This window comes from Candidatus Woesearchaeota archaeon, assembly GCA_030651135.1.
GTDB lineage: Archaea > Nanobdellota > Nanobdellia > Woesearchaeales > JACPBO01 > JACPBO01.
Genome location: JAUSCS010000006.1, coordinates 237,809 through 264,127, shown reverse-complemented (window position 1 = coordinate 264,127; position 26,319 = coordinate 237,809). Strand labels below are relative to the sequence as shown.

Here is a 26,319-nt window from a genome sequence, read left to right as displayed (position 1 = left end):
TTCAACTTATTTTTTCATGACTTTCTTTAGCGTTGCTATTAGCTTGTCAAGAGCATTGTGCACTTCTTCCTCGCTTTTAGTGCCGGTGCAAACAACCTTTCCATTGCTGAAAAGCAAGAATGTTGCCTTTGCAGAAGCCATCTTGTAAACCAACCCCGGGAATTGCTCTGGCTCATATTCTGTGTTGTCAAGCTTCATTGCAAGGACATTCAAGTTCAGGTCCATGCCAACGCTACCGGAAGCAACAATGTTCTGGATCTTTATCTCAGGATCTATGGTTATCTTGATGCCTATCTTTTCTAAGCTCTTTATGATCTTCTGTATGGATGCCTTGACACTATCCATTGTCCTTGCTCCAGTGCAAACAACCTTTCCAGAGCTAAAGATTAAAGCAGAGGTTTTAGGGTCTTTTATCCTTATTACAAGCCCAGGAAACTGTTCTGGGTTGTATTCTGTATTAGCAAGTGTTGCAGCCATCTTTTCAAGCGGAATATCGTGCTCTAAAGAGGTAGAAACAACTATATTGACCACTTTTATATCTCTCTCAACCTTTTTCTCTACTTTTTTAGCCTTTTTAGCCATAAAAACACCCCCATTCTGTTAATATTATTTATAAAGCTTATAAATGGCGCTAGTTTATAAATACTTTTGTTTTTAAATGAGTATATTGGAGTTTATAAACCCCCTTGATTTCTGGTGGAAAACATAGTATGTAATACATACATTATATGGCAACAATATTTATAAATCAATTGCTTATTGCAAACCCAACATGCCGACAACAGAACTGGATCTAGTAACCATAGCTCAGATATTGCACCAAGACTTAGTAGAACAACATGGGCCTGGCCAAAAAGTAGCAATATCTACTATCATAGACCAAGCAAAACATACACTCGGCATACTCGAATATACGGAGGGTTCATCTCAGCACGTTCTTGTCACAATGGAGTCTGAAGGTCTTATTACGAGAAGAAAAAAAGAATATATGATTAATTCTGCTAAGATCTAGGGTGTTTTGATTTTTCTGTTCCTCATTAAATCCACAACCTTTATATATGACATATGATGCACATTTCATATGAAATGCAGTTCATATGCTTTGTTTTTTGATGCCTTCTCGAATAAAACAAGATGGAAGATTCTTGAGGCATTGAGGTTTGATGACCTCAGCGTTAATGAGATGTGCGATGCAATAAAAGAAGAGCAAAGCAAAGTAAGCCACAACCTAAAAAAATTGGTGGAATGTCATTTTGTTGAAGCAGTCAGGAAGGGAAAAAACAAGATATATTCTCTAAATAAAAAGACAATGATTCCGCTGCTTGAGATTGTTGAAAATCATGCAGGCAAATATTGCGGCAAGACGTGTTTGAGAAAAAAATGAAAAGAATCTATCTAGACCATGCAGCTACAACGCCTGTAGCAAAAGAAGTTTTAGCAGCCATGCTGCCATATTTTAGCGAGAAATACGGGAATGCAAATTCATTGCACGCTTATGGAAGAGAGGCAAAGCAAGCATTGGAAAAAAGCAGGGAAACAATAGCCGGATCAATAAATGCGCTGCCTGAAGAAATCATTTTTACATCAGGTGGAACAGAAAGCGACAACATAGCGATCAAAGAGCTGTTTTTCACAAACAGAGAGAAGAACCACATAATAACGAGCAAAATAGAGCATGATGCCGTTTTGAACACATGCAAATTTTTGGAAAATATGGGCGCAAAAGTAACTTACCTTGATGTTGACAAATACAGCATTATAAATCTTGACCAGTTAAAAAATGCAATAACTGAAAAAACATTGCTTGTAAGCATAATGCACGCTAATAACGAGATCGGAACAGTGCAGGATATTGAAAAAATCGGAAAAATTTGCAGGGAAAGAAACGTCATATTTCACACAGATGCTGTCCAGAGCTACTGCAAGGAAAGAATTGACGTCAAAAAGCAAAATATTGATATGATGTCATTGAGCGCGCATAAAATCTACGGGCCAAAAGGAGTTGGCGCTTTATATGTTGGAAAAGGCATCAAGAAAAAAATAGGAACTTTCCTACACGGCGGAGGCCACGAGTTTGGATTAAGAAGCGGAACAGAAAACATTGCAGGCATTGTTGGATTTGCAAAAGCAGTTGAGATTGCACAGAGGGATTTTGAGAAAAATAACAAAAAAATGAGAACATTGAGAGATGAATTGATCAAAGGAGTTTTAAAAATACCTGAAACATTCTTGAATGGTCATCCTGCAAAAAGGCTGAGCAACAATGCGAACTTTATTTTCAAATATGTTGAAGGGGAGGGCATTGTCATGAAACTGGATGATAAAGGAGTTGCAGCTTCAACTGGAAGCGCATGCTCTTCCAAATCACTGAAGCCAAGCCATGTTTTGCTGGCTCTTGGCTTGAAGCCAGAGGATGCGCATGGGTCATTAAGATTGACTTTGGGAAAAGACAACACGAAAAAAGAGATAGATCATGTTTTGGCAGTTTTGTCAAAAGCAGTTGAAGAATTAAGAAAGGCAAGCCCTTTCTGGAGAAAATAAGATGTTCCAATATTCAAAAGAAGTGATGAAGCATTTCCTGCACCCAAAGAATGTAGGAGAAATTAAAAATGCAGATGGAATCGGGAAAGTTGGAAATCCAGTATGCGGAGACGTTCTTTGGCTTTACATAAAAATAGAAAAGAATAAAAAAGGCGAGGAAATAATTAAAGATGTAAAGTTCAAGACCCTCGGATGCACTGCGGCCATCGCTGTATCTGATATGCTGGCTGATCTTGCAAAAGGCAAGACAATAGAAGAAGCCAAAAAAATCACCAACAAAAGAATCGCAGATGCGCTGAAAGGGCTGCCAAAAATAAAACATCACTGCAGCCTTCTTGGCGAGGAAGCTCTTTTGAATGCAATAAAAGATTATGAGAAAAAGAAAAAATGAAATCATTTGGCTTGAAGTTGGTTTTGTATAGTGTCCTGGTTGGAGCACTTGTAGGCGTACTGGAGCTTAGCATAGGACACAGGTTTATTCTGGACCCATTGCTGCTCGGCAAGGGGTATAATTTTGTTTATGAAAGCTATTTTGCACCCACATATTATGGCCTTACAAAATCAATCATAGCGGCAATCACATTCTTTTTCGTATATTTGTTTGCAGCAAAACAGAAGCTGAACCCAATCATCACAGCAGCTGCAACAGGAATTCTTGGCACAGCCATATTCGGCATTTATTACTATTTCACTTTCCCCCGCTCAACATTCTACTCGGCAGCAATTATCGGGATAGTTCATTTCTCATTCATCGCAGCAATATCGTATATTTTTGCAAGGCTTTTACAAAGCAAAGGGGAAGTTAAAAGATGAAACTGAATTCATACAAAGAAGCGGCTATATTGATCATCATTGCTGCAATTATCGTGCCTATACTGGGATGCCAGTCCGATCAAAAAGACACTGGCAGCAGTTCAGGAACACAGGCAAATACAGTTGACATAAAGAATTTTGCATTTAACCCTTCGGAAATAAAAATAAAACAAGGAGAAACAGTCGAATGGATAAATAAAGATACTTTTGCCAAGCATACAGTAACGTCTGATTCGGGAGATGAAATTATATCTGAAACATTTTCAAATGGGCAAGCATATTTGCATACATTTAATGAAAAGGGAACTTTTGAATATCATTGCTCGATCCATCCCACTATGAAAGGAAAAATAACAGCGGAATAAGCTGCCTAAAATAAAAAAATAAAAATCAGCGGCAACATTCAGTTCTAAGATCGAAGTTAAAATATTCCCCGAATTCCTCAGCAATATCCGGGTAGCTCTCATTCAGCCAGTCATGAATCTCCATACTGAAGCAATGCGCGCATACATTCATATTTCCTTTGCAAATAATGCATCTTGCTGCTTTGTGCTTGTAGACCTTGAATATGCTGGCTCTGCCGATTAGCAATGGCACTAATGCCTTGTTTCTTTCATCTAGCCAGCATGCCATCTCCTTAGCCAGGCAATTAAAGCATACTGGCTGGGTTATCTGCTCGCTGCACAAAATACAACCTTCGCTTATTTGCGGTCTCACGTTTTTCACCTCCTGTTCCAGGTTTGCAGAAAAAGAATGGAATTTTAATGCCCAAAAAGAAGCTGCAAGAACCCGGATTAAAATCGGGCTCTTAACAACCTGATGTATAGGCTGTGTACACAAAAGAGCCACATCTATTAAGAACCCCTCTCATTGGAATATGCAAAATATGGCTCATAATTGCCCTAAAGCCGAGCTTGTATTTATATTTTATTATTCTGCAATCCATATTTTGTTTTTTTAACTTTTTGACATAGTTTTATAAATAAAAAAGAACTTTTAACTCATACTATGAAAAACAATGAAGGAAAAAAATTCGTCAGGGATTTTGAGAATAAAATAAAAAAAACCATAAAAAAATTCAATCTGCTGAATAAAAAAGAAAAGATATTTGCAGCAGTGTCCGGCGGAAAGGACTCAACAGCTATCCTTTATCTGCTAAAAAAACTAGGCCATAATGTTGAAGCAATAACTGTTGATGTGCTGATCGGCAAATATACAAAGCAGAACCTGGAGAAAATAAGGGATTTCTGCAAAAAGATAAATGTCAAGCTGCATGTTGTTTCGTTCAGGGAGAAGTTTGGTTATTCCCTTTGCTACATAAGATCAGTTTTAAATTCAAAAGGACTCGATCTTAAATCCTGCACAATCTGCGGTGTTTTAAGGCGCTATCTGATCAACAAATACGCGAGAAAACTGAAAGCTGATAAGATAGTTACAGGCCACAATATGGATGATGAGGCGCAGGCTATCTTAATGAACCTTTTGAGGAACAGGCCGGACCTGAATGCAAGGCTGGGCCCAATTTCGGGCATTTTAAAAGACAAAAAGTTCATTCCAAGGGTTAAACCGCTATATTTGACAGCTGAAAAAGACATAATCAAATATTCCGGAATAATGAAATTTGATGTTGATTACGGGAAATGCCCCTGCTGCCATGACGCATACCGCAATTTTATAAGAAATCTATTAAATAACTATGAAGAAAAGAATCCGAAAATTAAGGGCAACATAGTTTCGTATTTTTTAAAAAACATTAAAAACCTAAAAAACAATAAAATAGATAAAGCGATGAATTACTGCAACAAGTGCGGAGAGCCGTCTAAAGGAACAATCTGCCAGACATGCAATTTATTGTCAAAAATAAAGCAATAAAATGAGAATAGATTTTATTTTTCCCTCAAACAATGAAAAAGAATTCATCGAAATAGCTGAAAAGCTGGATTATGATGAATTATATTTTGTTTATAAAAATAAAAAAGATGCTGCTAATTTAGAAGAATTACAGAAAAATACGAAAATAAAGCTGAATATTGCCCTGATACAGCATTTTAAAAGAGTAAAAAAAGAAGATGATACATTGATCTTAGTCAAAGCAGCAGAGGACAACAGATATGTTCTTGAAAAAACAAAAGCAGACATTATATTTGCATTTGAAGAGACTGGCAGAAGGGATTTCATCCATCACAGGGATTCCGGCTTAAACCATATATTGTGCGCAATAGCAAAAGAAAAGGGAAAGACAATAGGATTTTCATTTAATTCGATCCTTGGCTCAGAGGGCATGCTTAGGGCGCAGATCATAGGCAGGATGATCCAGAACATTGAGCTGTGCAGGAAGTACAAGGTTAATACAATGATCGCTTCCTTTGCTGCAGCTCCTTACGAGATGAGGGGATGGCACGATTTGAAGTCTTTTTTCGAACTTCTCAGGTAATTTCCGCAATATTTAAATACAAGAACTTCCAGATTAGCCGTTATCAGTAACTTAATTATTTAAAACAAGTAAACTAAGTAAACTAAGTTAACTAAGTTAAATAAGTTATTTCAAATGACAAGAATAAACATCGAGATTGATGACGAGCTTCACAAAAAAGCCAAGCTAAACGCTGTTCTCCAGAATAAGACACTGATTCAATTCATACACGAAGCAATAGAGGAAAAGCTGAAAAAAGGGGATAAAAACAAAAAAGACTAACAAAAGAGGCATTATAAATGGCAAACCAAGATGTTGTTGATTACGTCAAAAAACAATTAAAAAAAGGCAGTCCTATTGAAAGAATCAAAAAAGCACTATTAACAGCAGGCTACCCAAAGAATGCTGTAGACGAAATAACTGGGTCAATTAAGCCAATAGAAAAGCCAGAGACCAAAATGACTAATTTCAAATCCCTGTTCGTAATCCTCATGGTTATTATTTTTATCATCATGGCATTCATCTTGGTTCTTAAACTAATGGAAAAAACACCGGAAACATCAAACGTTCAAACAGAAGATTTCTCTATCAGAGATCAAGCACTTGTTAAAAATAATCCTGCATTATGTGAAGAAATTAAAAATGCGAATATGAGAAAAGATTGCTTTGCGCTTATTTCAGTTCAAAGCAAACAAAACCATTGTGATTTATTGGAAAATGAATCTGAACAAGAATTTTGTCTCCGCACATATGCTGCTAAGACCAATAACTTAGAGCTTTGCAATGATATTGCAGACTCTCGTTTAAGGAATAGCTGCATGTATGATGTTGCTATCAACACAACGAACATAGAGCTATGCAAACAATTACAATCTGATGAAGAAAACAAGGCAGATTCGTGCATATATATGCTTGCAAAGAAAACAAAAGACGCCGCTATTTGCATGGAGATTACAAGTCCGCAACTTAAAGAAAGATGTTTGGGTGAAATGCCATGAAAAAACTCATCATAATTTTATTTTTGTTAATGATGTCGAAAGTAGTTTTTGGCGATGTTTCTTTTGATTATATTGTTTACTCTGATTGCAACTCTCTAACAAATACATTTTTTGCAACAGCATCGGGCGATAGCAACACGTTTTCGGCAGGATGTGATGGACAAATAGACCTGGGCAGCGTTGATGACGATTTTAAAATATACCTGACAAAACTCGAAGATGGAGAAAAAATAACAACGGGGGTTTGTGATTATTTCGGAGAGAGCGCAACATGCGGAACACCCGGCGACAACCAGTTTGTTTATTGTACGAGAGAAGGGACTTATATTGCCACAATTGGCTGTGATGGCACATCTGATTTTGATCTCCAGATGGATGTGAAAGCAGGAGACACAATTGAAACAGCAGCAGGTAACTGGGATGGCGGCGGTGGCGACTCACATGTCTCTCTTACATATATAACAGATGCCGGTGATTACGAAATTCTCAGCGGTAGTTCGTCAATAACATATACAGAATCAAAAAAAATAGCTTCATTATCACAAGAATTAGTTGGTGTAGACGGATTTACAACACAAACAAACGACACTAAAGTATATGTTTATACAAATCAAATAGTTGGAGGAGAATTAGAATTCTTAGCATGCATGGATAGCAATCAAAACCAACTCTGTGATTATGAAGAGGATACTGATTACAGTGAAGGAGTATGCGTAAGTGGGGGCTACATATGGATAAATGCCGACGGAGACATCAGTACAACACAAGACAACTGCTGCGGTGATGACATAACGGACAATCCTGATTTGAGTGAAGAAGCTTGCTCGGCATGTCCTGTTGGCGGAGAAGCGGATAATCCCGCACTTAGAGCTTGGTCCAGCACAGCGTCAGCATGCTGCGGCGATGATTCTAGCGATATAGGTTACAGAACTTCAGACAACAGCATAATATGCACAAACAGCACATGGGAATGGCTCAAAGCAGATGACTGCAGGGGTGACATTATAAATGCTTCCGGCACAATGTACGTTTCAAATACGAATGGCATCTGGCAAGCATGCCCTCATTTTTATGGCGGTCCTATAGATATAGCAACATCACCTACCAGTACGCAATCGCATGGATATATGTGCTCCAATGCATATGGTGCCTATAATATTTATGAATGCAGAGGAAACGGACAGGCATATTCTGACAGCACATCTGGAGCGCCCATATGCAGAGGCGCAGGCGAAGGAGTAAGGAACAAGACAGGAGATGTTGTAAAAACAACCACAACTGTAACTGCGTATACAAGCCCCGCCATTATAGAATATGGGCCCGGTCAAACTTATTACTGTGTTGATACAGCAGACAAAAAACTATGGTCAAATGACCTTGACATTTATTCTGAAGGCAGCTGCACATCAGCAGGATTCAGCTATACAGGAAGCTTATGCTGCGGAGAAGACCCTCATGAAGCATATAATGATCTTATGAACCCACTGTACAGCAAGAACTGCTGGGATGAAAGGACCATAAACAACAACACAATTTTGTCTTCAAATGAATTGGTTAAAAATTCTGGCTTGGTGGAGTGGGTAGATGCTTATAACTTAAAATCTTGGACAAGAACAGGAGACATCAGCAGCTATAATGGCGGCACAACGCGTCCAACGGCAGTTCAGCTGCTGAACGGCGCATCAATAGAAAGCGACTTCATTCCTGTGACTGATGGCGTTACTTACACGCTAACATACTATTATAGCGGCAATGTAAATGCAAAAATAAATTTATACGATGCAAATAAAAACTCTGCAAGCCCAAGCACAGCGTTAGAAAATTCAGCAGCAGTGTCTGTGGGTTGGAATCCTTACAATTTAACTTATACTCCCGGATTAGGAAATGGGTATATTAAAATCTTTTTATCAGCAGCATCTGGCCAAAGAGCGTGGTTTGATGACGTTTCTTTCAAAGGAGGGAAGAAAATAGTAAGCATTAGCGGCCAGTTCTACGGCTGCGATCTTCCTACTGCTTTGCAAGCGAAGCAAGACACGCAGCATACAGGTAATTTGATAATAAATGACGCTTTTTGCACAAACAGGGGCGGCTTTTATTGCGGTTACTTGGAAGAATGGCTTTCAAATGGCGGTTTAATCATCAATCACAGCTCAAGTTCACCTTCAGAATCTACAACAGCATGCTGCCAGGACTCACAGTGCTTTAATGGAACAATCTGCGTTGATGATCAAGCAGGAAATCCTTATGCGCAGGCATATGAAAATAAACGATGCATCAATGGAGAGTGGGAAGATGCTTATCCGAAGAAAACATGGGACAATGCAGCAGGGTACTGCCCAGAGCAGCCGCAATGCCTTGTCAATCCGTCTGGAACTTATGAAAACAACAGCAATCCAGAAGCTTATTTTGGCTCATCACCGCCGCAATGCATAAATGGCGGGCAGTTCATTCTGGATCATTACTGCGAAAATGGAAACTGGACAACAAGGACAAAGCAGCTGGCATTGACAATGATCAGGCTGGCAGGAAGCTCAGAATATACTTTATTCTGCGATGATTATGCAAATGTTCTGAATTATTATAATTACATAATAACTGGAACAAAGAATGCAAAGGATTATATTTCGAATACATGCACTTTTGGCAGCCAGATCAACCAGCCATGCGCAAATCAGGTCTGTATTTTGAATTACAGTGATAAAATATTATTCGGCATAACATTGAATACTAATATATCTGCCTTTATTGATGTATTGGGATTATCGAGCTGCACCGTTACAAATGATGGCCAATTCCACTCATGCGATGCTAACACTAAAGCATGGTACAACAATGCCTCAAAAACATTGATTTACAGCAATGCAGCATTTTCAATGCCGACAACAATTACATCATCATATCTGAAAACATTATCGCTTATTTTCCTTGAAAACCCAATACTTGCATTACACAGCTTCATAAATATTATTTTGCAGCCTTCATTTGATTTTGGCGGCAATCCAGTATCATTTGATTACTCTTTCATAAACCAAACAAAGGATTTCAGCCATCTATACATGCTCAGAACAACAGATAAATCTATTTTTGCATTGATAGAAAACAATATACCTGATGCTACTGGCGTTATAACAAAATACCTTGTGATAAATTATACAGGATTCAGCGCATTAAATATATGTGATGATTATGTCAACAGGACAAATAAATACATATGCTACAAAGATGATGATAAATTTTACATTGCAGCCAAGCCATTTGCAGACAAGATAACAGATGCTGTATTCGACTTATGGCGGGATTTCACTTCAAAATTAAGGATCCAGGGGACAGGCGGATCAATTGATATACTATATGCAATAGCGGATACTGGTTGAAATGGAAAATGGAAAATTAAAAAACAGCTTTAAGGTCATCTTTGCAGTAATTGTACTGTTGCTCTTAATTAAAATAACCACACCGGCAAAGACAGTCAGCGGCTCTGCCCCCTTTACAGTTGATTTTATCGGCGATGCAATATCAACCAATCCCGTGGCTTCTTATTATTGGGATTTTGGTGATGGAACAACTAGCAACGAGCAAAATCCCTCTCACACTTATTTGACATCAGGAGTTTATGAAGCAACATTAACAGTTACTGATGCAGATGGAAAAACTGCTGCGGATAAAATCGTGGTCAATGTTTTGGTTCCTAATGCTGCGCCAATAGCAAATGCTGGCACGGATAAAAGCTCTGCTATAAATACAATAACGCAGTTGGATGGCTCTGGCAGTTCTGACCCGGAAGGAGAGCAATTATCCTATAATTGGGTGCAAACATCAGGCACTTCTATAACACTGTCATCAACAACCGCTCAAAAGCCATCATTTACAGCAACACAAGAAGGAACTTATGAATTCCAATTAACAGCCTATGATGGCGAGCTTTACAGCCAGCCTGATACAGTCACTGTTACAATAAACCCTAATCCGCCGGAAATAACAAATGTTCAAGTTACGCCCATGACATCATCATCTGGAACAATGTTTGAGATTACAGCAACTGTTGTTGATAATACGCAGTCTGGCGTGGATGTAGCTGTAGACATAAACAGCCCTGGATTGGCAGATGATCTTGTGCTTACAAGCCAAGGCGGAAACGAATACATGACTATGTGGGATTCAGTAAATGCACCAACTGGCGCTCATACAGCAGAAATAACAGCAACTTCAAACACACCTGTTTTGACAGATACAGCATCTGCTCCATTTTCAATAAACCCTGAAGCAGCAGAATGCGCAGTTGCATCATCATGCACTGCAGATCAGACTTGCATATTTTCAATGAATGCTGAAACTAATTCACATGCGTCGCAGTCATGCAACGAAGCATACAAGGTCTGCTGTCCAAGCAGCAAGTTCACAAGCAACAGCTGCGGGACAAGAATATTGAAGCTTAATGCAGCATCTAATGCTCATGCAGCAGAGCCAGATGCAGCAGTGGACACATATTCAACAAATATCTGCGTTTCGCCAGACACAACACAATGCGCATATAGGGATGGAAGCTGCAATTCAGATGAGACTTGCATCGCTTCACTGGCGCAGGCAACAGCACGGCCTGTTTACAACACTCATGTTGCAAGATGCGATTTTTATAGCCTGAAGATATGCTGCAAATAAAATGAAAAACAAAATTGAAACCAAAGAGGTGAAAAAGATGGAAAAGACAAAAATACTTTACATTGTAATAGCTGTTTTAGTCATCATAATTCTTGCTTTATTGGCAAATTCATGGTATAACGGACAGATTTTTGCTGCACAGCAGAATGGATATAATCTAGGATTGCAGAATAGCATTGTAGCAATAATCCAACAATCAAGAAACTGCCAGCCCGTCAGCCTGTTTGCGGGAAATCAAACATTTAATTTCATAGATGTGGGCTGCCTTAATGCTGCAAACAATCAAAATACAACTGAATAAAAACTAAAAAGGGTGAGCTAAAATGGAAATAAAAATGAACATCGCAAAAAAACATTTGTATATTTTGATGGCTTTTGTGTTGGCTGTAGCGGGCATTGTATTGGTCATAGGTTATGGAACAACAACGCCGGATACGTTCGGCCATAGCGGAGGCGAATTGATGGTCACTGTTGGCGGAGTTGCAAAGACATTGCAGAGCGCGATTGATGGCGGGGATTTTGAAGGATTTAAGGAATGTACAACTTTAACTTCTTTGCTTTCAACCGGAACCGTCAGGTGTACAGCGGATATTAGCTGTGAAGCTGGTTGGACAATGACTGGTGGCGGATGTCAAGTTGGGTGGTGGCCAGATGCAGCTATGTTTGACTATCCAGTAGGAAATGGTTGGTTATGTGCTACTGAGGATGCAAATAGCAATTGCGATAAAGCAAGTGTATATGTGCGTTGTTGCAGATAACTAATAAAATAAGGATAAACAAAAAGCAGGCAAAAATAAAACTAATACCTAAAAACTTAGCATGAAAATTCAGTTTGAGATAAAAAAACAATCAAAACCAAAAAGAGATTAAACAAACAAAAAAACATGAACAAAACAAAAACATTTTTGGTCATTGTATTGTTCTTATTAAACATAGCTCTAGTCCAGGCTGCAAAAGTCCAAACAAATGACAAGCATTATGAAATCACCCTTGAGCTTCAAAATGGAAAACTTGTCCTAGATCACGTCTACGTAATTGGCGGCAAGGCTCCTGCAAGGGTAGAGCCTGAGAAAGGATACAGAATGGAAATAAGCTCTTTTGAAAACCAGATCCTGGATTCATTCAAGTTTTCAATGTTCGGGAATAAAACAACAGTGAGAACGCCATATTTTGAAAACGGAAAAAGGATCGAGATATTTGATCAAAACGGAATAAGGGCATTAGACGTAGATGTCGGCAGATATGCAAATAAATGCGGCAACAACATATGCGGACAGGACGAAAGTTCATCATCATGCCTGCAAGACTGCCCTGCAAAAGGAAAGGTAAAAATAAAAATCAGTGCATTTTCAATAATAATCGCAGCAGTAATAGCTATAATTGCAGCAATCTTCTTCATCCTTGAAAGAATGAGGAATAACTTTTTCAAAAAGCTGGAAGAGAAAAAGCAGCTTGATAAAAATGAAAAGCTGAAAAAATATATTGAAGGCGCTCTTAAAAAAGGCTACAAAGCTGAGCAGATTGAAAAAGGGCTCATAAAACTAGGCTGGCCAAAGCATTTGGTTTATGAAATCATTGAAGATATAAAAAATAAAACAAAAAATGAACCCGAAAAATAATTTTAACAAGAAATCGCAGATAACCGTCTTCATGATAATCGGAATAGTCATCTTAATCATCTTCGGGCTGGTGTTTTATATCATAAATTATGCAGCAAGAGAAGAAGCCGGTGGAGAAGCCCAGCTGACAGAAGAACAGATTAAAGAGATAAACCCGATACAAAATTATGTAACATTCTGCCTTGACAAGGTCTCAGCAGATGCTTTGCAGTTATTGGGAAAGCAGGGAGGAAGGATATTCAGTTCGCAGGGCGGAACAGAAAAAGATTACCGTGCAGATGAGGTAGGCAAATTTTATGTGAAGGATGGCAGTTACATAATACCTTATGCAATAATGCCTTTAGGAGTTTCAGTACCTCCATTATCCATTGAGCCGCCAACATACCCATGGCCGGATTACCCAAACAACCCGCCATCATTCAAAATTTACGGTGAAGACAAATTCCCGCCATTATATAAAAACCAGGGATCCCATTCATTGCAAAGGCAATTGGAGGAGTACGTTAACACACACATCCGAAACTGCACAGATTTCAGCGTTTTCCAGCCGCAGGGATTCAGTGTCATTGCAGAAGCGCCAAATACATCAACAATTATCGGAAAAAAAGATGTTTCAGTGAATCTCAGATTTCCTCTGGAAATAACAAAAACAGCAACAGGCCAAAAAGTGAAGATCAGCAAATTCAACTCAAACCAGAAAGTAAGGCTGAAAAAGATATATGGAGAATTTGTTAAAGTCCTCATAAACAAAGACATAACAGACATTGACTTCAATCCAAGCACGCTAAGCAGCAGCGAAATGCAGGTTGTGGTCACAAGGGACTATTATAATAAAGATGACTTAATATCAATAATGGATACGCAGTCAAAGATATGGAACGAGCCTTATATTATGAGGTTTGCAAGGAAAAACAGAATGCCAGCATTGCAACTGATTTCAGGGCCGCCAACAGGGATGACATTTGTGGCAGATGACCTAATAACCACAGATATGCTGAATAACATAACCAAAATAAGCGGAAGCACAACATGGGAAAGTGAAACTATAATTGCAGATGACCCTGATGAAGATGCAATTAGTTTTGTTTATTATAAAAATAACATCGCATATCCTCTTCAGCCCACTTATACAATAACAGATACAGATAAAAACAATGGCCTGAGCATATTAGTCAATGCAACTGACGGGGAGCTGTCAGATTACCAGTTAATAGCGCTCACAATATCATGAAAATGAAAAATAATAAAATAAAAATAGCGATGCTCGTATTTTTTGCAGCAGCATTCATAACATTATTGGCTGAGTTCACGCTTCCGCAGGCGCAGCAAACCTGCTATAATTCAAATGCAGGATCAAGGATCTGCACAGACGCTGCTTTGGCAGACTGCTGCCCGACACCTGAAGCAGATTATCCATATTATTATTCTGCTGCAACTGGCTATGGGCCGTCAGCATATTCAGACTGTCAGTCCAATTATTACAGCAGCACACAACCATACTCTGAAATATCGCAGTGTACAACACTCGGCTGCTGCTGCCCTGGCGGAACAAGTTATGTTGTAGAAGCAGAATGCCCAATAATTGCAGCCCAGACATTCACAGCTTATGACGGAAGAACATGTACGGATGTATGCGCCACCCCTCCGCCACCTCCGCTGCCAACAGGAACATGCAATGATGTAACATACACGCAGCCGCCTAATGTAACAGTGACATACCCCAAAGGCGAGTTAGGAATGCAGCTTAACTTTTATGCGGGCTGCACAGTAAGCCAGTACACTATTTCAAGATGCACAACAAACAGCTGCGCTTCATACACCCAAATTGCAACAACGCCGAATAATTTCTATATCGATAGCGATGTATTGTGGGATACAAACTACACTTACAAGATAGTTGCAGATTATGCATTATCAGGAGCTTCAGGGCCGCGCTATTTAAATGCCACAACAGGCAACATAGAATGCTGGCACAAGCTCAGCGACAAATTCTGCCTGCATAATTCAAGCTATCTTGAGTTCAAAGACTATTTAATCGATAGAGGATTTAGTAGCGCAAGCGACAATCTTTTCCTGCTTGATGTCAAAACACGCTACAGCAGCCGCTTCAACAATGCGTATGACTGTGATGATAGTAATATGTTGGTTGGACCTGATCCGCCATGCTCGTCAACTTATGCAGATGTGTGTGTGGCAGATGGCGCAACAGCATCCTGCCTGAAGGCAGGGCAATGCTCGAATGTAAGCGCAAATCCGTATGCGATCTTCTTCGGCAGATCTCTCTGCGAAGGCATAACTTCGCCAAAATACTGCTTTTATGATAAATCTCCGTCAATTACAGATTACTGCTATGACTGCAATCCAAGCATGCTCTGCTATGATTATAAATCAGAATCAGCATGCGAAAGCAATAACTGCAATGTAGGGAGTTGCCAGTGGACAGATACAATTGATGAAATTGGAATAGGCGTCTGTGTTGATCTCGACAAAAGCAATTGCGAATTATGCAATCTTGAGGGAACAAGTGCAGCTTCAAATCTTCAGGCATACAACGAGATATTTGATATATGCACTTCGCAAAAATCCGGAGCATTATCAACACCCAATTATCCTTGCTACACTAATGGCTCAGTTGCAATCAGCTGCAATGTAATGACCTGTTTAAATTATAGCGAAACAGAATGCGGAGATCAGCACATAACATTAGATGCAAGCAATACAATCACAACTAGAAGCCCTGATAACTGTTCTATTGGCGTATGCGAATTAAATCTCAATGGGGCCTGCCATAAAAATGCAGACAACAACTATACCCAAGATTGCTTAGATGATGATGCAGTTTGCGAAGCAGATTACTTTAAGCCAACAACAACAATTGTTCCGGTAAAAGACATAGACAATTCATACAAGTACTTAGACATTCAGATTTATGACCAAACATCAAAATCAGACTACAGCAGGAGAGTTTCAGCATCAGATTACAGGACATATCTTTGCCACTATGGCAGCGACGAGGCAGATTGCATTGTAGCACAGCATCCTTATACTAATTCAACAACACAGTTGAAGTTCTACATTAATGACTATACTGTTTTCACTTATGATGGTGCAACCCAGGCATTCCTGTTCGAACTGACAAATGATGGCGATTCAGCAACTCAGGACAACAATATTATAAAATATTATACAGAAGATCCTGCGCATAATCTGGGGATCGTTCAAAACATTCTTATTACTCCAGTGCCAACCCCACCCCACGTACTTAACCTAAGCATAACAGACGGCACAGAAGTAAATGAAATCATTTACACAAAGAGTGCATTGCCGGCAATAACCACACTATTTGATGAGCCTGCAACAATAATTTTGTCAAAAATAAACAGTTCAGCAGCAGACATAATATTCAATACTTATTCGTCAGATAGCATCACCTATACATTTATCCCGACAGCAGCATTAAGCGAAGGCGTTTATACATTTTCAGTGAGGGCAAAAGATGATTTTGATACGGCAATGCCGACAACATTTACAAAAACATTTATAGTTGACACAACTCCGCCAACAATAACTGTGCTGAATCCAATAAACGGCAACTATTCGGCAGCATCAACAACTTCAATAACAATTAACTTCAGCGAAAAAGTATTCTTAGACGATGTTACAGTCAACACCATCTCATTAAACACATCTCAATTTTCATCGACGGACAGCAAATTATTCACAAAATCACAGCAATTTTCAGATGGGCAAAAAACATTAATAATAACAGCCCATGATTATGCAGGAAATGCAGTTTCAAGCACAACAACATTCACAATAAATGCTCTGCCATTGAACATCACAATGCTAAGGCCCCGTTTCGGCTTTGCCTCCACCTTAACATTCGATGTCATAGTTAATACTGATGATGTTGCAGCATGCAAATATTACCTAGATTCAAACCTCACTTATTCAAACATGAACAACTTTACATCATCAAATGGGTTTAACCATACAGTAACTGGCTTCAGCCAAATATCCGACCTTAATAAGCACTTTTTATATGTGAGGTGCAATGACAATTATTATCCTGAAGTTTCAAAAGCGCTTAATCTCACAGTTATAAATCAGTCTCCGACAATAACTGCCAATTACGCTGCCCCAGACCCTGTTGTAGAAATCCCTCCGAATATAACGCTTTTTGTGGAAACATATTTTGATCCAACACTCTGCAAATACAGCAGCACAACATCAGATTATGCATCAATGGAGGGCAAATTCCCAGGCTATGATGAGGAAAGCTTCAATACGATGCACAATGCAACAATAGAGCTCTCAGCAGCAGCGCAAGTTTATACGTACACATATTACGTTGCCTGCGAAGGCTATTCAGGATTGCCTTCAACAACAGCACCCATAACATTTTCAGTTGACTTGTCAAAGGCATTGAACATAACAGATTATACGGTAAATTACACCAGCGCATTGTCGGGGAAAATAAACATAACAACCAACAAGAAGTCGGAATGCCTGCTTGGCACAACACTCGACAACATCATAAGCTCATTGAGCACAATAGACCACTATAGGCACACTGCCAGTGTAACTCTCTCACAAGGCCCAAATTTATATTACATAAAATGCGCTTCAGGCGGAACATGGACGCCTGTTTATACTTTAACAATTGTAGCAGACCCCACTCTGCCTGTGATGAGCTATGTGGACGATTCAGCAGACATAACTGGCTTAACAAATATAAGTTTAGCGGAATATGCATGGAAGACTGATGAGCTAAGAGTTAAATGGAATGCTTCTGAAGACTTCACGTGGGTGACACTATACCAATATACTCTTAAAAATAATAATACTGCACAAACAATCATAAATTGGACAGATACAACTGATTTGAGTGATGATTGGCGCGCAATAACTGGATTAACCCTTGTACCGGGCAACAAGTATTATTTCACAGCCAAAGCCAAGAACTATGTCGGCTTATGGAGCACGGTAATGGGCAGCAATGGCATAATAATTGATCCATCTAAATTCCCGGAACATTGCACTGATGGAATTGAAAATTATGGCGAAACAGATATTGACTGCGGCGGCTCATGTGATTCATGCACAGAAAACAAAAACTGCACAAGCAATGCAGACTGCAGTTCAAGCTTCTGCAATCCTGCAAGCAATACATGCCAGCTTCCAACTTGCTCAGACACATATCAGAATGACAATGAAACAGATGTTGACTGCGGAGGCAATATATGCAATGCGGAAGGCAAATACTGCAGCAGAAACAAAAAATGCCTTGTTGATGCAGACTGCTCTCCTGCAGACATATGCAGCAATACGAGCAACAGGTGCATATGGAATGGCAACTCTGGCCCGAATATTGTAAAACTTGTTTTGGGTATAAAGAACATATCTACTTCAGAATTAAACAATCTGCAATACATAAACATCCCGGCTCCAAATATAAAGATAGACTTTGATAGTTCATCAATACTCACCGAAGCAAAAATAGAGGGCATAAACACATCAATAGTTTTCCCAACAACAACTGCGCCAGCACAAAACTTTACATTGAGCTTTATTGGAAACCTTTCTAATGGAAATTATACACTCACAATTTATGCCAAGTACACAAATGGAATTCCGATGACTGAGCCAAAAGTTATTAGATTTATAGTTGATACTGTTCTTCCAACAATAACATTGCAAAGCCCATTAAATGGCGCGTACTCAAATCAGTCAAATCTTTCAATGAGATTTAATTTTAGCGAAGCAGTAATATTGGATGATGTTTTAGTCGATGCAGTTTCATTAATCCCGGCAACATTCACAACTTCAGATAACAAACTATTCACAAAATCACAGAACTTCTCAGACGGCAGCAAAACATTGATAATAACTGCGCATGATTATGCAGGAAGCGTTGTTCAGTCAATCAGCACATTTGAAGTCGATGCAGTTCCATTAACAATAACGATGCTTTATCCACCATACAACGTTTCACCAACTCCGCGGTTCAATATAACAATTGGGACAGACAAGGCTGTGCAATGCAGGCAGTCTCTTGACATATCAGTTCAGTCCTTCAATAACATGGCGGGCTTTGATATTTCAAACTCAACACTGCACGAATTATACAACCTTTACATTACAGATGAAAATACACATAACTTTTATGTAAAATGCAATGATACGCAGCGCGGCATAATGAGCCAAACATTTGTAATCAGGGTTGATTCATCACTGCCGCAGATAATAACAGCATATGCAAATCCCTCACTCATAGTAGAAGCTCCGCCTAATGCAACATTGAAAGTTCAGACAAACGAGGCAGCAATATGCAAATACAGCAATGCAACGCAGAATTATTCCCAGATGGAAGGAAACTTTTCAAGCTACACCCAGAAGCAATTTGATACAATACATAACAAAATATTATACCTTCCAACAGAAGAAAGAAGCTACACTTATTATGCTGCATGCGAGAATCTCGCCGGCTGGACATCTGCAACATCAACTATAAGCTTTGTTGTAAACCTGAGCGCTCCAACTGCAATAACGATTTATTCTCCAACTTACAGCAATACAAACCAGACAAAGATAGATATCGGAACAAACAAAAATTCAGAATGCTATTGGGGTATGAGCAGCTCTTCAATAATATATTCATTCTCGGAAACAACAGGCTACCGCCACAAGCATACGCCTAACCAGCAGGAAGGCTCAAACACATATTATGCGAAGTGCATCGCTGCCGGCGTATGGTCTGATCCAGTAACAATCACTTTCGTAGTTGACACGAATAAGCCGAATATGAGCTACGTTGATGATTCCAGCAACCTGGCCAACAATACGCAATTTTCATATTTCACAGACAGGCTGCAGGCAAAATGGCACGGCACAGATGTAGGATCAGGGATATGGTATTATATGTATTTGCTGGAAGACAGCTATTTGAATGTGGTTGTGAATTGGACAGCAAGCTCAATAGATGATCAATGGTATTGGTTAACTAAAGATAACGAGCCAAACTGGGCGCAAACTAACGGCACAAAGCTCAATTTGACAAATCTAAGGAGCTATAAGTTTAAAGTAAAGGCAGTGGACTATGCAAACTGGACAAGCGACATCAAGGCAAGCGATGGCGTAACAGTCGATATATTAAAGCTACCTAGCCATTGCGTGGATCTCTTATTTGAAAGCGACACAGAAACAGATGTGGACTGCGGCAAACAATGCATAGGCTGCACAAACAGCAAAAACTGCCTGATAAATTCAGACTGCCTGAGCGGCTATTGCCCGAATTCAACTAAGAAGTGCACAACTCCTTCATGCAGCGATAATGTTCAAAATGGCGATGAAACTGACAAAGACTGCGGCGGAAGCTGCCCAGACTGCACAGAAGGCAAGAAATGCATCCAAACCAGCGACTGCGCAACCAGTTTAAAATGCAAATCCGGCATATGCAAAAAAGACCTTGATAACTGCAAAGATGCCAAATTAAGCGGAGATGAAACAGACATTGACTGCGGCGGAGGCTGCGATTCATGCGATTCTGGGAAAAATTGCCTGGACAACAGCGATTGCATAACGAATTATTGCAGCCCGAGTAAAAAATGCATAACTCAGACATGCAGCGACAATATAAAAAATAGTGATGAAACAGACAAAGACTGCGGCGGCGCAGCATGTTCGAAATGCCAAGTTGGAAAAGTATGCTTAATTTCAAGAGACTGCACAACAAATTACTGCCTGAATGGTTATTGCAATGAAAGAGTTAATGTAACAGCAGTATGCGGCAACGGCTTTAAAGATGCAGGCGAGGAATGTGATGATGGCAATACAGCAAGCGGAGACGGATGCAGCGCGTCATGCAGGCTTGAAGCCGAAGGCGGAGGCTTTAATTGGTTCCCGATATTATTAACACTCATTATACTTGCAGCACTCAGTGGAGGAGGCTATGCATTCTATGCATATTATTATGCGCCCTACTTGCAGAAGAAAAAACCATATTATGCGCCAAGGATGCAGCAGCCAATATCACTTTCAAGACCTGAGGCAAAACCAGGATTCATTCAAAGGCCTGCACAGCCTGTACAACGATCCAGGGAAATAAAACGGGCGGCAGAAGCAAAAGAAAGAGAGAAAATATTTAAGTCATTTGATGAAGAAAAACCACTGGAAAAAATAGTTGAAAAGCCAGCAGAAAAAATGAAAGAAGAGATAAAAGAAAAAAGCGAGATAAAGAAAGAAATAAAACCTGAAATAACAGAAATGAAAGAAGAAGCAAAAACAGCGCCTGAAGCAGCAAAGCCAAGCGACATATTTGCCAGATTAAGGAAATTAGCTGAAAAGCCAAAAGGCACTTTAGAAAAAGAAATTAAAAAACCTGTCAAATCCAAAAAAGCAGCCAAGCCTTCAAAAAAAGATGATGCATTCAGAAGGCTGAAAGAAATAGCAGCTAAAAACTTGAAAGGCGACTATGCAAAGAAGCTGCTTGCACTTACAGAATCAAAAGGAATGGCCAAGCAAGATCTCAGCAAAACATTTTCTAATCTTTTTAAAACCAAGAAAATCACAAAAAATCTTGCAGAAGAGATATTATTGCAGCTGATGAAGCTGGATAAAATAACAAAATCAGATGCAAAGTTCCTGTTGTCAGACCTTGCTGGACAAAAATTGATATCTGAGGAGCAGGCAAAGAAAATTTTGTCCAATCTTGATGCGGAATAAGAACATGGCAAAAGCAGAAGTTCAAAATCTTGTGTTTGTTTTCATGCTTGCATTGCTCGTAATAGGATTGGTCATGATTTTCGGCTTCAAGGCAATCAGCGATTTGATGGTGAAATCAACAGAGGCGGATTTTATCCGGTTTAAGACAGCCTTGGAGCGCGATATAGGCGCAATATCGACAGAAGCAGGCAGCTCTGAGCTGTTGGACTTAAAGCTCCCTGTAGGATATAATCAGATGTGCTTTGTTGATGATGACTTAATAGGCAGCCCATCACCTCCTGCTAACTTAAACCCCATAATAAAAAATAGCATCAGTTCGGGTATTCAAAAAAATATCTTCTTGATTAAAAGTAGGGCATCAGCCGAATCATTTTATGTAGGAAAAATCAATATTCCGGACCCAGATCCTACAGATTCTGCAAACCCTTTGTTTTTATGCACAGATACCTCTTCTGGCAGAGTAGCATTCAGAATAACAGGCAGGGGCAACTATGTTGAAATCTCGGAATCTTAAAAGAAAAGCGATGATTGAGGTTCAGTTCAACTGGATCTTTGTAATGATTGCAGGCTCGCTTATTCTTTTGTTTTTTATAGCGATTGTCAACTGGCAGAGAGGTCTTGCTGAAACTAATCTCGCAAAGGATGTCAGGAACAATTTGAGGACGATAATAACGCACTCAAAGCTCGGAACAGAAGAAAGCAGGGAAAATCTGATAAGAACGCCTAATAAAAAGATTAATTTTGTCTGCGAAGATGCGACATCATCCTTTAACATAGAAAAAACAGGGGTTTCAGAGTCATTGGCAACAACAGTCTTGTTTTCCCCGGATTTCATAAAAGGAAGAGAGATGGTGACTTACACAATGAAATGGAAATCTCCTTTTTTCATTATGAATTTTCTGTATATAACGAGCCCTGAAGTGAGGTATATATTGGTTAAAGATGCTGCGCAGCCAGAAACAGAAGCCAAAGCAAATGAATTTTATACTTTATTGCCTGAAAAAATATTGAAAGAAATAACAGACTATAGCGAAATAGGAACTATTCAAAATACAAATAATTATAAAATAAAATTTATCTTTTTTTATCAAACACATTCGGGCAATATTGCGCCCAGTTTTCCAGACTTTTTTGATAAAATAAAAAACCAGATTACCGCAATTAACATAAACGACGACGGGATTAAATTTTATAAGTATAACACAGATATTTCAAGATACTTTCAAGAACAAGGTGATGATCCTCTTCCTTTTATCGAAACACCTTCTTTAATCGGAGCAGCATTCGCAGAAGATGCTGAAAACTACAAGTGCAATATGGAAAAGGCGTTCAAAAAATATAAAATAATGGCGGAATTGTATAAAAACAGAAATGACATTCTTAGCACAGAACCAACTTTGATAACATCTTGCTCTTATTATACCACGACTGCACTTGATAGTATAATCTTGCAGTTAAACACTGGTTTTGGAGTGGCAAACATAGAAACAATAAAAACAAATGCAAATGATTTGGTCCAAAAAAACTCAGATGCAGAATCAGATTCCTGCCCTTTAATCTACTGAAATGAAAAAAACAAAAGCCCAACTGATGAAAATGGGAGAAACGATAATGGTGATCTTTATATTCATAGTACTGGTCTTTATTGGAATGATCTTCTATGCAAAATTCCAGACAGGCGAAGTACAAGAAAGCACAAAAGAGCAGTTCAGGCAGCAGTCAATTGAAATAGCCAATTTAATACAATTCCTGCCAGAGCTTCAGCAGACTTACAAGAATATAACTTACATAAGTTTTGATTTGTATAAAATCATGGCATTCAACGAGCTGATTGCGGCAGATTCCACGCTGCAGGACAATTACTACTTTGACCTTTTCGGGTTTAGCGTTATAAAAATCAATCAGATTTACCCACAACTTACTCTACCAGATGGTGAATGGGTTCTTTACAATAAAACCGCCAACTATTCAACATATTACCTAACTTATATTCCGATCAGTATTTATAATGCCGTAGAAGACAAAAAAAACTTCGGAGTATTGACAATACAATCATGGCAGCCAAATTAAACAAAAAATCACAGACAGAAGTTCTTGGATTGGTTATCGTAGTTGTACTTATAACATTTGCCTTGCTTTTTGCAGTGATTTACATTTTTTCAAAGCAGGGTTCAACAATAAGGGAAAGATACATTAAGTCAGAGCTTGCTTCAAATACTCTGTCGACATTGCTCGGAACAACAACAGACTGCAATGATTACGAGATCTGGGAGCTTTATGCAGACTGCGCAAAATCAGGCAATGGCAGGGGAGATGTACTTTGTGCTACAACAGGGCAGTATTCATGCCAGCATGTTAATTCTATTGTTAGAACACAAATACTTTATCCTACTTTAAAAGACAGATTTGACCGCGATGCATTCAAATTTACAGCATGCAAAGCAAACAGAGTGGCTGATGAAATAAAATGCACTGAGAACATAATGTTAAATATAACTGAGGGCAACTGCACAACATGGTACAGCGCAAACCAGCCTCTGCAGTCAGCATCTGGATTGCTTTATTTCAGGCTGGATATTTGCGGGGGATGAAAAAAGATTTTTATTGAAAATCGCCAATTTAATATGACTGATTGTTTTGCTACTTTTAATCAAACAATTTTAAAAACAGCTTGACAAATACATCTGCTTTAGCTAGATAGTGGTTCATTTTTTTATCGTTACAATTACACGAAAACCTAAATCGCCAGCAACTTCATCATAATGACGAGAACGGAATGCAGATCGTGCTCCTCCCCCATCCAGAGTACCATATACCCCTCCTCTTGCTACGTACATCGGATGAGATGGAAATTCTGGGAGTTCAGGCCCAAAGGGATCATCAATTGGGCTTTGGCAGTAGTAGTCCTTTGCATAAAAATCTTGGCACCATTCCCAAAAATTTACTGTCATATCATATACTCCCCACGGATTTGCTCTTGTCTCACCTATATGGCGGGGTCCATTTTCCTCGGACCATGTAAATTTCTTAACTAAACCCTCACTTGTTCTAATATGCCCATCGTCATTCGCAAAGTAGAATTCAGTAGCTGAACCTGCACGGCATACATACTCCCACTCAGCTTCTGTTGGCAAACGATATGTTGTCTTCTCTTTTTTTGAGAGTAAAGTGCAAAACAGTACAGCATCAGACCGCGACACCCAATCCATGGGGGCATACCCAAATCTATTTTCAAAAATAGGATGATTTTTACCAGTAACCATTTTGTATTGGGCATATGTTACTTCGTAAGCACCCATATAGAAGGGTTTGGTTATTCTTATTGGGTGTACTGGTCGCTCATCAGTTTTTCCTTTTTCACTACCCATCATAAACTTTCCTGGAGGGATCAACACAAACTTCATTCCTATGGTATTTTTATGATAAGTAATTTGCTGTTCTTCATCGCCATGATGCGTAGCTGTTTTTACCATGCATTGTTCTGAAGTCCAGCCATCTGGGAAAAATTTTTCTGATGGAAAGAGAAATTTACTCACAACTTCTTTCACAATCCTTATCGCATCTTTATTCTCAGTAATATTCAGATGATTTGCTTTCACAGTTTCGAATCTGTAGTTTTCTTTGTTCTTAACTAAATCACGTATGTCTGCGCTTTCAACAGGAACAACACCATCGCTAGGACCGTTGATCAAAATGGTTGTCGGAACGTTGTTATCAGTTCCTGCAACAACGCAATAATAAACGCCTTGCTTTAAGCCAAATTTATTTAATTCTTTTTTGATAAAGCCATCTTCAAAACTATTCAATTCGTAAACAGATGTTTTTCCCCAGTTGGAATCAGCAAAATTAATTGCACTTGATACGCCCATTGTTTTGTTTGACCGATTTGCAGGTGTAAGAAAAAGTTCCTTTATAAAAATAACTGCTTTATCATCTGTTGGCTTGGCTGATTCTACCAGTTCAATGATTGAAGGGGGGATTAAATCAGATCTCTCACCTTTCAATGCCGCATGATAACACGCGGCATCAGCTAATGGACTTCCATGATTTGGCGGTGCAATCAAAACCACTGCCTTGACTTTCGAAACAACATCTGCAAAACCGGCATTGCCGCATTCTATGTAATATCTTTCAACAATGCTGCCCATGCTGTGACCAACTAAAACAATACTGTTTACATCAATATCCTGCTCCTTAAGCTTGACTAACTTGTCCTTTATTGCAACATCTAAGTTGTACGCAAAGTTCTTTATCCTCTGCTCTGTGCTCGGATAATAAACATTGACAACAGCAGACTGGTCTTCAATAGCATCCTCTAGTTTTTTCATGCTGTCGGGCTGGCTCTTTATGCCGTGGCAGAGGACTGTCAAGACAGCTTCTTCAGCAGATGCGTTCATTTGATTAAATAAAACAGAACTGCCAATGAATAAGCTACCGGCCAGAGTTATAAACCGCTTTGCCCATTTGGAACTTGCGAGTTTTTCAAGCATTTCAGTTTAATTATGCTGCGCATTTAAAAATTATTTGTTTTTAGCCAATTTAAACAAAGATT

General features: G+C 39.0%; 24 protein-coding genes. 21 read left to right on the top strand and 3 right to left on the bottom strand.

Annotated elements, in window-relative coordinates:
- Positions 1–6 precede the first annotated feature (6 nt).
- The gene (locus Q7J54_01620) at positions 7–582 is read right to left on the bottom strand and encodes a TATA-box-binding protein (protein ID MDO8740253.1); all 576 of its coding nucleotides are present in this window, start codon (positions 580–582) and stop codon (positions 7–9) included.
- A gap of 190 nt (positions 583–772) precedes the next feature.
- Here Q7J54_01620 and Q7J54_01615 point away from each other — a divergent pair, with 190 nt between their 5' ends.
- The 6 genes from Q7J54_01615 (at position 773) to Q7J54_01590 (ending at position 3,719) form a co-directional block, all read left to right on the top strand.
- Positions 773–1,012: a hypothetical protein gene (locus Q7J54_01615; GenBank protein ID MDO8740252.1), complete on the top strand. Its 240-nt coding sequence runs from the start codon at positions 773–775 to the stop codon at positions 1,010–1,012.
- A gap of 69 nt (positions 1,013–1,081) precedes the next feature.
- A complete protein-coding gene (locus Q7J54_01610) occupies positions 1,082–1,384 on the top strand; it encodes a metalloregulator ArsR/SmtB family transcription factor (protein ID MDO8740251.1) in 303 nt (100 codons plus the stop codon).
- Complete coding sequence (gene nifS, locus Q7J54_01605; protein MDO8740250.1) at positions 1,381–2,541, top strand: cysteine desulfurase NifS; 1,161 nt, start codon at positions 1,381–1,383, stop codon at positions 2,539–2,541. The genes Q7J54_01610 and nifS overlap by 4 nt, the downstream gene beginning before the upstream one ends.
- Before the next feature lies 1 nt (position 2,542).
- On the top strand, positions 2,543–2,932 hold the full coding sequence (locus Q7J54_01600; GenBank protein MDO8740249.1) for an iron-sulfur cluster assembly scaffold protein: 390 nt from the start codon (positions 2,543–2,545) through the stop codon (positions 2,930–2,932).
- A complete protein-coding gene (locus tag Q7J54_01595) occupies positions 2,929–3,354 on the top strand; it encodes a hypothetical protein (protein ID MDO8740248.1) in 426 nt (141 codons plus the stop codon). Before Q7J54_01600 ends, Q7J54_01595 begins: the two co-directional genes overlap by 4 nt.
- Complete coding sequence (locus Q7J54_01590; GenBank protein MDO8740247.1) at positions 3,351–3,719, top strand: cupredoxin family copper-binding protein; 369 nt, start codon at positions 3,351–3,353, stop codon at positions 3,717–3,719. The genes Q7J54_01595 and Q7J54_01590 overlap by 4 nt, the downstream gene beginning before the upstream one ends.
- A gap of 25 nt (positions 3,720–3,744) precedes the next feature.
- Here Q7J54_01590 and Q7J54_01585 read toward each other — a convergent pair whose 3' ends face one another.
- On the bottom strand, positions 3,745–4,071 hold the full coding sequence (locus Q7J54_01585; GenBank protein MDO8740246.1) for a hypothetical protein: 327 nt from the start codon (positions 4,069–4,071) through the stop codon (positions 3,745–3,747).
- A 291-nt stretch (positions 4,072–4,362) separates the two neighbouring features.
- On the opposite strand from Q7J54_01585, the gene Q7J54_01580 reads away from it, so the two are divergent.
- The 15 genes from Q7J54_01580 to Q7J54_01510 all read left to right on the top strand — a co-directional run bounded on the left by Q7J54_01580 (position 4,363) and on the right by Q7J54_01510 (position 24,358).
- Positions 4,363–5,226: a TIGR00269 family protein gene (locus Q7J54_01580; GenBank protein MDO8740245.1), complete on the top strand. Its 864-nt coding sequence runs from the start codon at positions 4,363–4,365 to the stop codon at positions 5,224–5,226.
- Position 5,227: 1 nt separating this feature from the next.
- Complete coding sequence (locus tag Q7J54_01575) at positions 5,228–5,788, top strand: RNase P subunit p30 family protein (GenBank protein MDO8740244.1); 561 nt, start codon at positions 5,228–5,230, stop codon at positions 5,786–5,788.
- Between the two features lie 114 nt (positions 5,789–5,902).
- Entirely contained in the window at positions 5,903–6,049 is a 147-nt protein-coding gene (locus Q7J54_01570) for a hypothetical protein (protein ID MDO8740243.1), read from the top strand.
- A 17-nt stretch (positions 6,050–6,066) separates the two neighbouring features.
- Positions 6,067–6,765 (top strand): hypothetical protein, encoded by a 699-nt coding sequence (locus Q7J54_01565; protein MDO8740242.1) that lies wholly within the window; start codon positions 6,067–6,069, stop codon positions 6,763–6,765.
- On the top strand, positions 6,762–10,139 hold the full coding sequence (locus Q7J54_01560) for a hypothetical protein (GenBank protein MDO8740241.1): 3,378 nt from the start codon (positions 6,762–6,764) through the stop codon (positions 10,137–10,139). The genes Q7J54_01565 and Q7J54_01560 overlap by 4 nt, the downstream gene beginning before the upstream one ends.
- Before the next feature lies 1 nt (position 10,140).
- Complete coding sequence (locus Q7J54_01555) at positions 10,141–11,424, top strand: PKD domain-containing protein (protein ID MDO8740240.1); 1,284 nt, start codon at positions 10,141–10,143, stop codon at positions 11,422–11,424.
- 1 nt (position 11,425) lies between these two features.
- A complete protein-coding gene (locus tag Q7J54_01550) occupies positions 11,426–11,725 on the top strand; it encodes a hypothetical protein (GenBank protein MDO8740239.1) in 300 nt (99 codons plus the stop codon).
- Between the two features lie 34 nt (positions 11,726–11,759).
- Positions 11,760–12,182, top strand: coding sequence for a hypothetical protein (locus Q7J54_01545; GenBank protein MDO8740238.1), 423 nt, complete (start codon positions 11,760–11,762; stop codon positions 12,180–12,182).
- 126 nt (positions 12,183–12,308) lie between these two features.
- Positions 12,309–13,043 (top strand): hypothetical protein, encoded by a 735-nt coding sequence (locus tag Q7J54_01540; GenBank protein ID MDO8740237.1) that lies wholly within the window; start codon positions 12,309–12,311, stop codon positions 13,041–13,043.
- Positions 13,044–13,074: 31 nt separating this feature from the next.
- Positions 13,075–14,274, top strand: coding sequence for a hypothetical protein (locus Q7J54_01535; GenBank protein MDO8740236.1), 1,200 nt, complete (start codon positions 13,075–13,077; stop codon positions 14,272–14,274).
- Positions 14,271–21,767 carry an Ig-like domain-containing protein gene (locus Q7J54_01530; protein ID MDO8740235.1) on the top strand — a complete coding sequence of 2,499 codons (7,497 nt, stop codon included), beginning with the start codon at positions 14,271–14,273 and terminating at the stop codon, positions 21,765–21,767. Before Q7J54_01535 ends, Q7J54_01530 begins: the two co-directional genes overlap by 4 nt.
- 4 nt (positions 21,768–21,771) lie before the next feature.
- Positions 21,772–22,281 (top strand): hypothetical protein, encoded by a 510-nt coding sequence (locus tag Q7J54_01525; protein ID MDO8740234.1) that lies wholly within the window; start codon positions 21,772–21,774, stop codon positions 22,279–22,281.
- Between the two features lie 10 nt (positions 22,282–22,291).
- A complete protein-coding gene (locus Q7J54_01520) occupies positions 22,292–23,332 on the top strand; it encodes a hypothetical protein (protein ID MDO8740233.1) in 1,041 nt (346 codons plus the stop codon).
- 1 nt (position 23,333) lies between these two features.
- A complete protein-coding gene (locus Q7J54_01515) occupies positions 23,334–23,837 on the top strand; it encodes a hypothetical protein (GenBank protein MDO8740232.1) in 504 nt (167 codons plus the stop codon).
- Positions 23,822–24,358 (top strand): hypothetical protein, encoded by a 537-nt coding sequence (locus Q7J54_01510; protein ID MDO8740231.1) that lies wholly within the window; start codon positions 23,822–23,824, stop codon positions 24,356–24,358. Before Q7J54_01515 ends, Q7J54_01510 begins: the two co-directional genes overlap by 16 nt.
- 114 nt (positions 24,359–24,472) lie before the next feature.
- On the opposite strand, the gene Q7J54_01505 is transcribed toward Q7J54_01510, so the two are convergent.
- Positions 24,473–26,257: an SUMF1/EgtB/PvdO family nonheme iron enzyme gene (locus tag Q7J54_01505; protein MDO8740230.1), complete on the bottom strand. Its 1,785-nt coding sequence runs from the start codon at positions 26,255–26,257 to the stop codon at positions 24,473–24,475.
- Between the last annotated feature and the right edge of the window lie 62 nt (positions 26,258–26,319).